The 12,561-nt window shown below is 58.7% G+C and carries 11 protein-coding genes and 1 pseudogene; 7 read left to right on the top strand and 5 right to left on the bottom strand.

Features of this window, described 5'->3' with window-relative positions:
• Positions 1–101: 101 nt before the first annotated feature.
• The 5 genes and pseudogenes from tnpB to NFS22_RS00110 all read right to left on the bottom strand — a co-directional run bounded on the left by tnpB (position 102) and on the right by NFS22_RS00110 (position 5,334).
• Positions 102–323 (bottom strand): IS66 family insertion sequence element accessory protein TnpB, encoded by a 222-nt coding sequence (tnpB, locus tag NFS22_RS23960; protein ID WP_420908821.1) that lies wholly within the window; start codon positions 321–323, stop codon positions 102–104.
• Between the two features lie 855 nt (positions 324–1,178).
• Positions 1,179–1,574: pseudogene (locus tag NFS22_RS00125) on the bottom strand (DUF4368 domain-containing protein); the annotation flags it as partial.
• 142 nt (positions 1,575–1,716) lie between these two features.
• Positions 1,717–2,835, bottom strand: a complete 1,119-nt coding sequence (locus NFS22_RS00120) for a DHHW family protein (RefSeq protein WP_251315745.1) — start codon at positions 2,833–2,835, stop codon at positions 1,717–1,719.
• A 12-nt stretch (positions 2,836–2,847) separates the two neighbouring features.
• Positions 2,848–4,251 carry an MBOAT family O-acyltransferase gene (locus tag NFS22_RS00115; RefSeq protein WP_251315744.1) on the bottom strand — a complete coding sequence of 468 codons (1,404 nt, stop codon included), beginning with the start codon at positions 4,249–4,251 and terminating at the stop codon, positions 2,848–2,850.
• 57 nt (positions 4,252–4,308) lie between these two features.
• A complete protein-coding gene (locus NFS22_RS00110) occupies positions 4,309–5,334 on the bottom strand; it encodes an Ig-like domain-containing protein (RefSeq protein WP_251315743.1) in 1,026 nt (341 codons plus the stop codon).
• 251 nt (positions 5,335–5,585) lie between these two features.
• On the opposite strand from NFS22_RS00110, the gene NFS22_RS00105 reads away from it, so the two are divergent.
• The 7 genes from NFS22_RS00105 (at position 5,586) to NFS22_RS23645 (ending at position 12,540) form a co-directional block, all read left to right on the top strand.
• Entirely contained in the window at positions 5,586–5,945 is a 360-nt protein-coding gene (locus NFS22_RS00105; protein WP_251315742.1) for an ArsR/SmtB family transcription factor, read from the top strand.
• Between the two features lie 18 nt (positions 5,946–5,963).
• Positions 5,964–6,176, top strand: coding sequence for a cation transporter (locus NFS22_RS00100; RefSeq protein WP_251315741.1), 213 nt, complete (start codon positions 5,964–5,966; stop codon positions 6,174–6,176).
• Complete coding sequence (locus NFS22_RS00095; protein WP_251315740.1) at positions 6,173–6,787, top strand: class I SAM-dependent methyltransferase; 615 nt, start codon at positions 6,173–6,175, stop codon at positions 6,785–6,787. Before NFS22_RS00100 ends, NFS22_RS00095 begins: the two co-directional genes overlap by 4 nt.
• 13 nt (positions 6,788–6,800) lie before the next feature.
• Entirely contained in the window at positions 6,801–8,708 is a 1,908-nt protein-coding gene (locus NFS22_RS00090) for a heavy metal translocating P-type ATPase (protein ID WP_251315739.1), read from the top strand.
• A 109-nt stretch (positions 8,709–8,817) separates the two neighbouring features.
• Complete coding sequence (locus NFS22_RS00085) at positions 8,818–9,438, top strand: CatA-like O-acetyltransferase, family 2 (RefSeq protein ID WP_251315738.1); 621 nt, start codon at positions 8,818–8,820, stop codon at positions 9,436–9,438.
• A gap of 251 nt (positions 9,439–9,689) precedes the next feature.
• Positions 9,690–10,922: an extracellular solute-binding protein gene (locus NFS22_RS00080; protein ID WP_251315737.1), complete on the top strand. Its 1,233-nt coding sequence runs from the start codon at positions 9,690–9,692 to the stop codon at positions 10,920–10,922.
• A gap of 31 nt (positions 10,923–10,953) precedes the next feature.
• Complete coding sequence (locus NFS22_RS23645) at positions 10,954–12,540, top strand: methyl-accepting chemotaxis protein (RefSeq protein ID WP_277614726.1); 1,587 nt, start codon at positions 10,954–10,956, stop codon at positions 12,538–12,540.
• Positions 12,541–12,561: the final 21 nt, after the last annotated feature.

Raw genomic sequence — 12,561 nt, 5'->3', positions numbered from 1 at the left:
CGTAATTGTCCCCGTGTTTCTCTCATGCGTTTGCTCTTTCATAGCTTTAATTATACCATAAAATCAGGCAAAAAACCAGCTTTCTCCACGATTGCCTCTTATTAGACAATGTTCAACCCAGACATTGTCTTGTGTGCCCTTGGCTGCTCCACGCTCAGTCCCCCCATCAGCCACCGGTACTGCTGTGCCGTGAGTTGCCGCGCCTCCTCACCGTTCCTCGGCCACTGGAAACTCCCGTTTTCCAGCCGCTTATACACTAGTACAAAGCCGTCTCCCTCCCAGTACAGCCCTTTGAGCCGATCCTTTCGCCGCCCACAGAGTATTCGGTTTTAGCCTCGTTGGAAAGGTGCAGACGCGAAGCGGGTGTACCTTTCCGGCGAGGGCGCAGGGGGCGCAGCCCCTTGTACGGAGCGGAGCGACGCAAACGGCCCGGACTTTCGGAAGTCCGGGCCGGGCCTCGCAGAGCGCACGATACATGGCCGCAGACCATGTATAGAAGTGCGCCCTTGCTTTGCGGCGGGATTTTTTACTCAACATCTTTAGGTCGCCAAAACGTATATTCAGTGTGTTTATCTGGATGAAGGTTAAATGTTTTTAGGATTGTCCGTCCCCGATTATCATCGTAGTGAAACATATCAATCCACAAACAAAACAATTCGATTACCTCTAAAGGTTCATCTGCGGAATAATAAATTAGATACCTATTCTTCGATTTCTCCAATTTCCTGTTGTATAATGCAATTTGTATGCCATCCTTGAACAGAGAATAACGTTCATGGCTGTGAGAGTAGATGCGGTAGTTATTATTTCGTATAGAAAAACTACTTATCGGCTTTATCCATCTTTCCTGTGAAAATCCAATTTCTTCTTCACCCTCGAAAATGGAGTATTGCCGGTTAATAGAGCCGAGCACCAGTATTATAAAAACGAGAAATAGTGATACCCACAATGCTTCATACTGCGGGAAAAAAATAAAAAGCGTGAAGCAGAGTAATAGGACACATATGGGAAGGACGGAATTTAACGCCCAATTTAATCTGTTTGATTCCTTCAATCGGAATTTTACTTGCCCGTCTTGAAAAATTATCAGTTTACCCTTTGAAAAGCGGGAGTATTTATTAGTTAGTCCAACGGTCAAACTACCAAACAAGAATGTGCGCTCATGAGGGATTTTAATGTTAATGCCATAGACCAAACCGGGGGCGTTTCCTTGTGAAATCTATATCATGGGCATAAGCCATCCTCCTAACCGGGGCAAATGTCGAGTTCAGTATAGCACGACAAATTACCCAAATCAACCAGCCGGAGCCGAAACTTTCCCGGCCTCCTTTGCGGCCCGCTGTACCTCCCTCACCCGGCGCATACGCAGTTTGTTTTGCTCCGTTCCCGGTTCCTCGCCGCCAACGCCTTTTGCGCTTTGCTTTTTCCCCGGCGGTCAGAATAACCTCCGGCCTGGGCGGGACGAAACAGCCGATGAAGTTAAAATATATATCAACCTTCTGCCGCCTGTCCCCGGTGGATTTGTCCACTTCATGGACAACGACTTTCTCAATAAACTCGTTGAGCATAGGATTCTTGAGGCGGTCAGCGGTGGGCCGCTGGAAGGTACGAAAAAAACAGGGGGCCTGGTTTCGGCCTCCTGTCTTTTCGGTTTTAGGGTTTGGCTGTGGGTGGGTTCTTCCTTATCTGTACCCACCTAACGGAAGGGAATTTTTGTTATCTGCCCAGCAAAAACAAATTTTTATCGGTGGCAAAGTTGTAGAAGCTGTACAGTACAATCACTGTGTCGATGTTGTGTTCCTCCACATAGCCCTTGATGCTGCTCAGATTGTCCCGGGGATCAATGAGGTGGATTTCAGAAAACCGATCTGTCAAAAATGGGGTGAGGGAGTCGGAGTAGGAATCCCGGACAAGGAGCACCTTAGGGCCGGTGCTGCCCTCCTTCTCCACCACGCACAGGGGCTGACGCCCCCCCAGAAAGTAGGAGTACTTGTCCTTCACATCCAGGTAGCTGTCCACATACAGGCTGCCCGGCTCAGGCGCGCCTTTAAACCAGGAGGTCACCTTGATTCCCTCATCCGGGACATAGGTGTCAATGGTATCCGGGGGCAGCCAGCGCACGCCGGAGGTGGAAAAGCTGGTGCCGTTAAACTGATCTGTGACGGTAACCTTCTGATAGTCGTCCAGGTTCAGCGGCTCCAATCCCATGGCCTCAAAGATGGCATTGGCTCCGTAGAAGGCCCCCAGGCTGGTCCAGTGGTGGTCGGTGCGGTAGTAGATGTCCTCACCGCTGTGGGCCGCCAGAGCGCTGTACAGGTCAACGGTAGAGGCCCCGGTGGAGAAGTAGAGGGAGTGAATAATAGATTTTTCGTCCGCGGTGGGAGCCCCCTCCGGGAGCCGGTCTTTCCAGATTTCGGCGGCGGAGGGGATCAGTCCAAAGTACACCGGCACAGACACATTGCCTGTCAGCGCATCCAGGTAGCCCATATCTTTTTCCAGTTTGCCGGGGTCCGGATCGTCAACCCGGTTGATTAGGGTATCCTGCTTCCCAAAGTACACCCCCTCGTTCTCCTTTTTGCCGGACAGCCGCTCGCTCCAGGCCTTCATGGACACCCACAGGTCCCGGCCCATAATGTGGTCAGAGACATAATCCTCGGCATCCTCCATAAACCTGCCGCTGTTCAGGTTCTCCAGCGACAGCTTGGGCGGGTCCTGGAGGTAACGGTTCTCCAAAGGAGAAAACTTCACATCCGGGAGCAGCAGACTGACAACGCAGACGCCGCCCAGAAAGGCGCAGAACAGAGCGCTGAGAAAGATGCTGAACCTTTTTGTCATATTCGCGCCTCCTTAAAAGTTAAAGTACAGGAAGGGGTTGTAAGTGCCGGCCACCAGATAGGCGGTACAGATCATCAGTCCACCGGCCACCAGGGCAGTGCAGGCGATTTGCTGTGCCTTTGTGCCCAGGCGGCGGTAGAGTGCCCCGCCCAGCGGTGTGGAGGCCAGCGCCGCCGCGCAGAGGGTGGGCAGGTAGCTGGTCAGATAGTAGCCGAAAGCGCCGTCCGCCAGGGGGACGCCCCCCAGGCCGAACATGACCTTGAGATATCCTCCCAGCTGCCCCAGGTCCTCAATGGCGAAGATGGCCCAGCTGACCATAACCAGCAGCATGGTGTACACATGTCCCACCAGGGCGGGGGCCCGCTCCAGCTTGTCCAGCAGAAAGAATTTTTCTATCATCAGCAGGACAAAAAAGTAAAGCCCCCAGAACAGAAAGGTCCAGTTGGCCCCGTGCCAGATGCCGGTGGCGGCCCAGACCACCAGCAGGTTGAACATCTGCCGGCCCTTTCCCCTGCGGTTGCCTCCCAGGGGGATATACAGATACTCCCGGAACCAGGTACTGAGGGAGATGTGCCACCGCCGCCAGAACTCGGTGATGCTTTTGGAGATGTAGGGGTAGTTAAAGTTGGGCAGAAATTCAAAGCCCAGCATCCGCCCCAGGCCCACGGCCATGTCAGAGTAGCCGGAGAAGTCAAAATAAATCTGGAAAGTGAAGGCCAGCACCCCCAGCCAGGCCCCGGCCACTGTCAGCTCGGACAGGGCCATGGCCTTGTAGCTGTCCCAGAGCATACCCACATTGTTGGCAATGAGCAGCTTTTTGGCCAGGCCCACCATAAAGATTTGTACACCGGAAGCAAATTTTTCGCTGGAACAGGTCCGCTCATCAATCTGGTCACCCAGGTCTTTGTACTTGATAATGGGGCCTGCAATGAGCTGGGGGAACAGAGTGACAAAGGTACCGAAATTGAAGATATTCCGCTGAGCCCGGGCGTCCCCCCGGTAGACGTCAATGGTGTAGCTCATGGTCTGGAAGGTGTAGAAGGAGATGCCGATGGGCAGATGGACCCCCAGTACAGGCATAAAGGTGAGGCCGGCGGACTGTAGGGTCCCGGCGATAAAGTCCCAGTACTTGAAAAAGCACAGCAGGGCCAGATTGAACAGGATGGAGGCGGTCACCGCCGCCCGCGCCCCCCGGTCGTTCCCCTTTGCCTTGCACCGCTCCACCAGCAGGCCGTGGGTGTAGTCAATAGCGGTGGACAGGAACATGATGGACACATAGGCCCGCTCCCCCCAGTAGTAGAAGGCCAGAGAGGCGCACAGCAGCACCGGGTTGCGCAGCCTTCGGGGCACCACATAGTACACCGCCAGGGTGAGAACCAGGAAATAAAACATGAAAATGGGGGTGGAAAAGACCATGGGGAACCTCCTCATACAAACGGCGGACGATTCTTCGTCCACCGTTTGGCGTAATGTTTAGAACAGGGCGTTAAAGTCGTCGACAATGCTGTCGCAGTCCGGGTGGACAATCAGCATCACGCAGTCGCCGTTGACAGCGATGCGGGCGTTCTCCTCCCACATGGTCTGCTCCATGGGGTAGAGAGCGCCGCCGGGGCCGTTGCCGTCGCCCACCATGTAGTCGATGCGGGCCTGGAAGATGGCCTTCACCGTATCCGCATTCTTGGGGTCGGACACCTGGACCAGGGCGAAGTCACCGTGGGGAGAGGGGCTCATGCCGCACAGGTAAAGGACCTGCTGGGACAGCGTGAGGTTGGACAGCCCGGCGAAGAAGGTGGACAGCATGGTGTCATCGGCCTCCATCATAAAGGAGAACTGATACTTGCCGGTGATGGTGGTGTAGAAATCGGACAGGTTCACGCTGGCGGCGGGGGCGGAGCTGCTGGAGCCGCCGGAGCTGCTGGAACCGCTGGAGCTGCCGGAGCCGCTGCTGTCGGGCTTGGAGGCGTCGGGCTTAGGGGTGGGAGCGGGCTGGCTCTCCTTCCAGCTGCAGTTGACGGAAGCGGTGGCAGTGGCCCCGTCGTAGGTCACGGTGATGGTGGCCTTGCCGGGGGCAACCGCTTTGATGGTGCCGTCCTCCGCGACCGTGGCCACCTTGGTGTCGCTGGAGGTGAAGGTGGGAATGCCGTCGGTGTCGGGCTCGGCGGTATAGCGCAGGCGGAAGGTGGCCCCGGCCTTATTCAGCTCGATGTTGGTGCGGTTGAGGGTAAGGGTGACCTTCAAGCCCTCCGCCGAGGAGGCGCTGCCGCCGGCGGAGCCGCTGGCGCTGCCGTCGGGGGCGGAGGCGTCGGGCTGGGAGCCGTCCGGGCTGGAAACGTCCGGATTGGAGCCGCCGGGCGCGGAGCCGTCCGGCTGGCTGGAGCTGACGGAAGAGCTTCCGCCGGGGGTGGAGGAGGCGCTGCCGCCGCCGTTTCCGCCGCCGCAGGCGGCAAGGGACAGGGCCAGGGCGCTGGCCAGGGCCATAGCTAGGATGCGTCGTTTCATGATAAGTAAACTCCTTTTCTGTTGGGGTTATGGTTTGACCCGGTTTTGGGTTCTGAGAGCTTTGACGCAGAGCGCGGAAAAAGGTTCCCGGCTGGGAGAAAAAAATTTGCGGCAGGAATATTATACTGTCTTTCTCCCATGCTGGCAAGGGCGCCGAAAAAAATTCCCGGTCCCCCTTGACAAAGGGGGGGCTGTGTAGTATGATAATGCCAACACATGAACAAGTGCTCATATGTTGAAAGGAGAACGCTATGGAAGGGAAAGCCATCCCTCACTGCGAGGAGGAGTGCGTCCACCTGGACGCCGTGGAGAAGGTCCGCGCCCAGCTGCCCCCCGACGAACAGCTATACGACCTGGCCGAGCTGTTTAAAATATTCGGCGACAGCACCCGGGTCAAAATCCTGTACGCCCTGCTGGAGTCGGAGCTGTGTGTGTGCGACATCGCCAAGCTGATGGAGGTCACCCAGTCCGCCGTCTCCCACCAGCTGCGGGTGCTGAAAAACAGCAAGCTGGTAAAATTCCGCCGGGAGGGCAAAACTGTGTACTACTCCCTGGCCGACGACCACGTCATTCATATCCTGGCCCAGGGTATGGAACATATTTTAGAGTGACAGAAAGGATGTTTTATCATGAAAAAGACTTTTAAGCTCATTGATCTGGACTGCGCCAACTGCGCCGCCAAAATGGAGACCGCCATCAAAAAGCTGCCCGGCGTCACCGGTGCCTCTGTGTCCTTCATGACCCAAAAAATGACCATTGAGGCTGATGATGTGGACGCTGTGATGAAGGACGTGGTGAAATGCTGTAAAAAAGTGGAGCCCGACTGCGAGATCGTGCTGTGAGTACCTTTTGGGACCGGGTGGCCTGGCTGTACGACCTGGTGGAGCGGAGCAACCGGGCGGTCAATACTGCGGCGGCCGCCCGGACGGCCCAGCTGGTTCCAGCCGGGGCCAGGGTCCTGGACTGCGCCGCCGGGACGGGGGAATTCTCCCTGGCGGCGGCAAAACGGGCCGGAACGGTGCTGTGTACCGACCAGTCCCAGGCTATGCTGAAGCAGGCCCGGAAGAAAGCAAAAAAGCGGGGGCTGACCAACATCACCTTCTCCCGGCGGGACGTGACTGCCCTGTCCGACCCGGACGGCAGCTTTGACGCGGTGATTGCCGCCAACGTTCTCCATCTCCTCCCCCAGCCGGAGGCTGCGGTGCGGGAGCTGTGGCGGGTCACCGCCCCCGGCGGGCGGCTCATCCTGCCCACCTACCTCCAGGGAAAGGTGGGGACGGCCTACGGGACCATGATTAAAATTTATCAGGGTGTGGGCTTCCACTATGAACACGCCTTCACCCCGGAGACCTACCGGATGCTGCTGGAGCGCCTGAGACTGGCCCCAGTGGCGGTGGAGGTCATTTCCGGCCGGGTGCCCGAAGGTATCGCCGTGCTGGAGAAGCCCACATAAAGAGGTGTTTTATATGACCCGAAAGCAAAAAAAGACCCTGTACCGCATCCTCATTGCCTTTGTGCTGTTTGTTGTCTGCTTACTTTTGCCCACTGTCCGGCTGTCTGGCCCCATTCCGCTGCTCAGCGTGGTTCAGGACCGGGATGGCTGCGGAGCGTACACCCTGGCGAAGTGGCCGCTGTTCCTGATTCCTTATCTGGTGATCGGATGGGATGTTCTCTGGAAAGCTGTCCGTAATATCATGCACGGCCAGGTCTTTGATGAGAACTTTCTCATGTGTGTGGCCACCATTGGGGCACTGGTCATTGGCGAGTACCCGGAGGCGGTGGCGGTGATGCTCTTTTATCAGGTGGGCGAACTGTTTCAGAATGTGGCCGTCTCCCGGTCCCGGCAGTCCATCTCCGCCCTCATGGACATCCGCCCCGACTACGCCAACGTGGAGCGGGACGGCCAGCTGGTTCAGGTGGACCCGGATGAGGTGGCGGTGGACGACGTAATTGTCATCAAGGCCGGGGAGCGGGTACCCCTGGACGGAACCGTTCTGGAGGGAACCTCCGCCCTGGACACCGCCGCACTCACCGGCGAGTCCCTGCCCCGGGACGTGTCCGCCGGGGACGAGGTGATCTCCGGCTGTGTCAATCTCTCCGGACTGCTCCATGTAAAAGTGTCAAAGCCCTTCGGCCAGTCCACTGTGGCCCGGATTTTGGATCTGGTGGAAAACTCCAGCGAGAAAAAAGCCCAGGCGGAGCATTTTATCACCAAATTTGCCCGGTATTATACCCCCATCGTGGTCTTCGCCGCCCTTGCCCTGGCGGTAATTCCGTCGCTGATGGACGGCCAGTGGGAAACCTGGGTGCCCCGGGCGCTGAACTTCCTGGTGGTGTCCTGTCCCTGCGCTCTGGTCATCTCCATCCCTCTGTCCTTCTTCGGGGGCATTGGCGGAGCCTCCAAACAGGGCATTCTGGTCAAGGGGAGCAACTATCTGGAGGCCCTGGCCCAGGCGGGGGTGGTTGTCTTTGACAAGACAGGCACCCTGACCCAGGGGAAATTTTCCGTCACGGCGGTCCACCCCCAGGGCATGTCTGAGCAGGAGCTGCTGGAGCTGGCCGCCCTGGCTGAGCAGTTCTCCACCCACCCCATCTCCAAGTCCATTGTAGCAGCCTGGGGCGGTCTTGCCGACCAGAGCCGGGCCGCCGGGGTGGAGGAGATCGCAGGCCATGGGGTTCAGGCTGTCATTGACGGGCGCAGAGTTCTGGCCGGCAACCGGAAGCTGATGGACCGGGAACAGATCGCTGTCACCTCAGACCACGACCACCCCGGAACGGTCATCCACGTGGCGGTGGACGGCCAATACGCCGGACATCTGGTCATTGCCGACCAGCCCAAGTCCACCTCCGCCCAGGCCCTGCGGGAGCTGAAGGCGGCAGGCGTGAGGCAGACTGTCATGCTCACCGGAGACGCCCAGGGGGCGGCCCAGGCTGTGGCGGAACAGCTGGGATTGGACCGGTTCTACGCCCAGCTCCTCCCCGCCGGTAAGGTGGAACGGGTGGAGGAGCTCCTCCGGGACAAGGGCCCCAAGGAGAAGCTGGTCTTTGTGGGGGACGGCATCAACGATGCCCCCGTTCTGTCTCGGGCCGATATCGGGGTGGCCATGGGAGCCCTGGGCTCGGACGCCGCCATTGAGGCCGCCGACATCGTCCTTATGGACGACGACCTGCTAAAGCTCCCTGTGGCGGTGCGTATCGCCCGGAAGACGCTGGCAATCGTCCGGCAGAACGTGGTCTTTGCCCTGGGCGTGAAGCTGCTGGTGCTGGTGCTGTCCGCCATGGGCAGGGCCAACATGTGGGCGGCAGTGTTCGCCGACGTGGGGGTTTCCGTGCTGGCCATTCTCAACGCAAGCCGAATGCTGAAAGCCAAATAAACACCAATTCCCTCCCATTTGGGAGGGAATTTTGTTGCAGGCAGACTTCCTCTGTAGTATAATATATTTTTTAGCATCAAAACACCGGATTTTGGAAGGAGGAACCAACATGAGAGAGATTGATCCGTCCCAAACCAAGCGCGCTGCGGCCTTTGAGTTGTGGATGCATGCGCCTATGCCTATGGTAACGCTGTTCAAGACCCTGGATGTCACCCCGTTGGTACGGTGGAGCCATAAGTACCACTGCAAGTTCAATATGATGATGTGCTGGTGTATCGGCAAGGCGGCCTCCAAGGTGGAGGAATTTTTCCTGCTGCCAGTGGGGGACACCCTGGTGGAATACAACCGCCTGGCGGTGAACACGGTGGTCGCCCTTCCCAACGGTGAAATCAGCACCTGTGACATCCTCTACTCCCCCGACCTGGCCCAGTTTGAGAAGGACTACCTGGAACTGACCCAGCGGGTTCGGGAAACCTGTCACCCCCACGACCTGGAGGACTGCATGGTGATCGGTACCTCCGCCCTGGTGCAGACCGAGCTGGACGGCGCGGTGAACATCTACGCCGGCTGCTACAACAACCCCTATCTGATCTGGGGCAGGGTTCAGAGAAAGGGCTTTCGGTCCCTTTTGCCCATCTCCTTTCAATTTCACCACACCCAGATGGACGGGGCCCACGCCGCCCGGTTTCTGGAGTTCTTGCAAAGTACCATAAAAGAATTGTCCCCGTAAGTCAACATCCCCTTCCAACGGAGGGGATGTTACATTTATGGCAATCGCCGGTATGCAGGGGCGGCCGCAGCCCGCCCCTACAGGTCCGGTATCCTCAATTTCGAAGCCTGCCAGCGTTGAAGCGCATTTTCCGCAAGAGGCGGTTGCGAAGGTTGGAAGACAATGTTATAATAGGAAAAACAGCCGGGGGCCATGTTACAGGTTGTTCGGCCCTGTGCACGGCTGCAAATTCACCGGGAAGGTGTGACGACATGAAAAATAGACCTGTTTTTTTGCCAATTCTTCTGGCAATGCTGCTGGGTTTGACCGCCTGCGGGGGACAGACCTCCCCTGAGGAGCCGGCACCGGCCAGGCAGACAGTAGCGCTCACCGTTTGGGGGGCGGAGGAGGATGCGGATTTGCTCCAGGAGCTGATCGACTCGTTCCAGGTCCGCTACGCCGGTGAGGCCGACTTTCAGATTACCTGTCAGCCCCAGGGCGAGGCCAGCTGTAAAGATGTTCTGCTGGGGGATCTGGAGGCGGGAGCGGATGTCTTCACCTTTGCAGATGACCAGGTAGCCGCCCTGGCCGCCGCCGGCGCGCTGGACCCCATCACAAATGCCGGGACCATCCGGGGGACAAACCTCTCTGCGGCGGTTGAGGCCGCCAGCGTAGGCGGAACGCTGTACGCCTACCCTCTTACGGCGGACAATGGCTACTTTCTCTACTATAACAAGGCCTATTTCTCCCAGGAGGACGTCCAGACCATGGACCGCCTGCTGGAGGCGGCCGCCCAGGCGGGAAAACTGTTTACCATGGACTGGTCCTCCGCCTGGTATGTCTACTCCTTCTTTGGCAACACCGGCCTGGAGGTCGGCCTGAATGACGACGGTTTGACCAACTACTGTACCTGGAACAGCACAGATGGAGACATCACCGGCCTGGATGTGGCCCAGGCCATGCTGGATATTGCCGCCAGCCCGGGCTTTTCCAGCCGGACGGACGAGGAGTTTATGGCGGGTGTCCGGAACGGCGAGGTCATTGCCGGTGTCAGCGGCGTGTGGAACGCGGTGGCCATTCAAGAGGCCTGGGGAGAACAGGCCGGAGCGGTCAAACTGCCCACCTTTACCTGCGGCGGACAGCAGGTGCAGATGGCCTCCTTTTCCGGCTGTAAGCTTATCGGCGTAAACGCCTACTCCCAGCATCCGGAATGGGCCGCCCGCCTGGCGGAATGGCTGACCAGTGAGGAGAGCCAGCGCCTGCGCTTTGAGCGCCGGGGCCAGGGGCCCTCCAACAGCGCGGCAGCCTCCTCGCCGGAGGTACAGCAGTCGGCGGCTATCGCGGCGCTGCTGTCCCAGGCTGAGTTTTCCCAGGTCCAGCGGGTGGGAGGAAACATTTGGGACCCGGTGGCGGAATTCGCCTCCAGCATGGCCCAGGGAAATCCCTCCGGCGCCTCTCTCCAGGCCCAGCTGGACCGTATGGTGGAGGGCGTAACAGCGCGGTAATCCGAATCAGAAACATATGGAGGCAAAACATATGAAAGGGAAGCTTACATTGCAGCAGCGTCTGATTTTACCCATCATTCTGCTGGGACTGGTGACGCTGCTTTCCAACCTCCTGGCGGTGTTCAGCATCAACAATGTCCACTCCAACGCCGGAACCATAGTGGACGAATATATGGTCAGTGAGGCCAAACTGGAGGAGATCCGCCGCTCCATGATGGATATACACCGCCTGGCTCTGTCCCATATTGTGGCGGCGGACCACGGCAGCATGATCCAGCTGGTGCAGGAAATCAAGGCGGAGGAGGCCGTGCTGGACGGGCAGCTGAAGGACTACGCAGGCTTTGTGTCCGCTGGAGACGAGGCAGTGTACAACGGCCTGCTGGAGGACTATGACGCCTTTAAACACGCGCTGGTTGGCCTGGTCTGCGCCAGCGCCGACAGCAAAACCCAGGACGCCTACGCCATGGCCAACGGAACGGTGGCCGACCAGAGCGCCGCCGTGGAGGCGGGGATCGACACCCTTTCAAGCTCCGTCAGCGCGCAGGCGGAAAGGGCCCAGGGCCGCCTGTTCACGGTCTATGTCATCTCGCTGGTCACCAGCGCCGCCACGCTGATAATTGGTATCCTGCTGGTGTGGGCGGCCCTGCGGATCATCCGGACCTATGTTATAGCGCCCATCCGAAGCGCTATGGGCACCTTGCAGGACAGCTCTGAGCGCCTTGGCGGCGTGGTCAAAGAAATCCGGGGGCGGACCAAAACCTCCAGCGTCAGCGCCAGAGAGCTCTCCGGCCTGACGGAACAGCTGTCCGCCGCCCTTGAGAAGATATCCCGGAACACCGCCGCCATCACGGCCAGCGCCTCCAGCACCCAGGAGGATACCGCCCGTGTGGCCGACGCCTGCGCCGCCCTCAACAGCTATTCGGTGGAGATGCGCGGGCGCTCGGAGGAGATGGAGCAGTCCGCCCGGCGGGATATGGAGGTGGTACACCGCAGAACGGAAGAGATCATGGCCATTTTGAACGAGGCCATTGAACAGAGCAAAAATGTGGACAAAATCGGCATTTTAACCCAGGATATCCTGTCTATTTCCTCCTCCACGGACCTCATTGCCATCAACGCCTCCATTGAGGCCACCCGGGCCGGGGCGGCGGGGAAGGGCTTTGCCGTGGTGGCCCAGGAGATCCGCCGCCTGGCGGACGCCTGCGCCGAGGCCGCCGGCCATATCCAGGAGGTCAGCGGAATTGTAACCGGTGCGGTAAAATACCTGTCCAGCAGCGCCCAGGAGCTGGCGGACTATCTGGGCCAGGCCATTGAAATCCAGCTGGCCCGGTCGGTTCAGTCGGGACAGCAGTACCGTGAGGACGCCGCCTACATTCAGCGCTCTATTGAGACCTTTAATCATCAGGCGGACGGACTCCAGACAGCTATGGCGGAGGTTGCCGACTCCATTGCCTCCATCTCCAGCGCGGTGGACGGCGCGGTTACCGGCGTCACCGGCGTCACTGGCAGCACCCGTGTTCTGGTTGACGACCTGGCCGGTATCGTGGGGGAGCTGGATAAAAACCAAAAGATCGCCGGCGAGCTGCACCATCAGGTAGAGGTTTTCGCCAACCTGTAAATGCCAGCTCACACCGGGACC

Source organism: Flintibacter muris (assembly GCF_943192995.1).
Classification (GTDB): domain Bacteria; phylum Bacillota; class Clostridia; order Oscillospirales; family Oscillospiraceae; genus Lawsonibacter; species Lawsonibacter muris.
The sequence above is the reverse complement of the archived record's forward strand: the minus strand, read 5'-3'. Positions and strand labels throughout refer to the sequence as shown.

Excerpts from the sequence above, each read along its gene's own strand:
- NFS22_RS00115 (WP_251315744.1), bottom strand. The coding sequence starts at position 4,251 with ATGGTCTTTTCCACCCCCATTTTCATGTTTTATTTCCTGGTTCTCACC.
- NFS22_RS00080 (WP_251315737.1), top strand. The coding sequence starts at position 9,690 with ATGAAAAATAGACCTGTTTTTTTGCCAATTCTTCTGGCAATGCTGCTG.
- NFS22_RS00090 (WP_251315739.1), top strand. The coding sequence starts at position 6,801 with ATGACCCGAAAGCAAAAAAAGACCCTGTACCGCATCCTCATTGCCTTT.
- NFS22_RS23645 (WP_277614726.1), top strand. The coding sequence starts at position 10,954 with ATGAAAGGGAAGCTTACATTGCAGCAGCGTCTGATTTTACCCATCATT.
- NFS22_RS00105 (WP_251315742.1), top strand. The coding sequence starts at position 5,586 with ATGGAAGGGAAAGCCATCCCTCACTGCGAGGAGGAGTGCGTCCACCTG.
- NFS22_RS00085 (WP_251315738.1), top strand. The coding sequence starts at position 8,818 with ATGAGAGAGATTGATCCGTCCCAAACCAAGCGCGCTGCGGCCTTTGAG.
- NFS22_RS00110 (WP_251315743.1), bottom strand. The coding sequence starts at position 5,334 with ATGAAACGACGCATCCTAGCTATGGCCCTGGCCAGCGCCCTGGCCCTG.
- NFS22_RS00120 (WP_251315745.1), bottom strand. The coding sequence starts at position 2,835 with ATGACAAAAAGGTTCAGCATCTTTCTCAGCGCTCTGTTCTGCGCCTTT.
- NFS22_RS00100 (WP_251315741.1), top strand. The coding sequence starts at position 5,964 with ATGAAAAAGACTTTTAAGCTCATTGATCTGGACTGCGCCAACTGCGCC.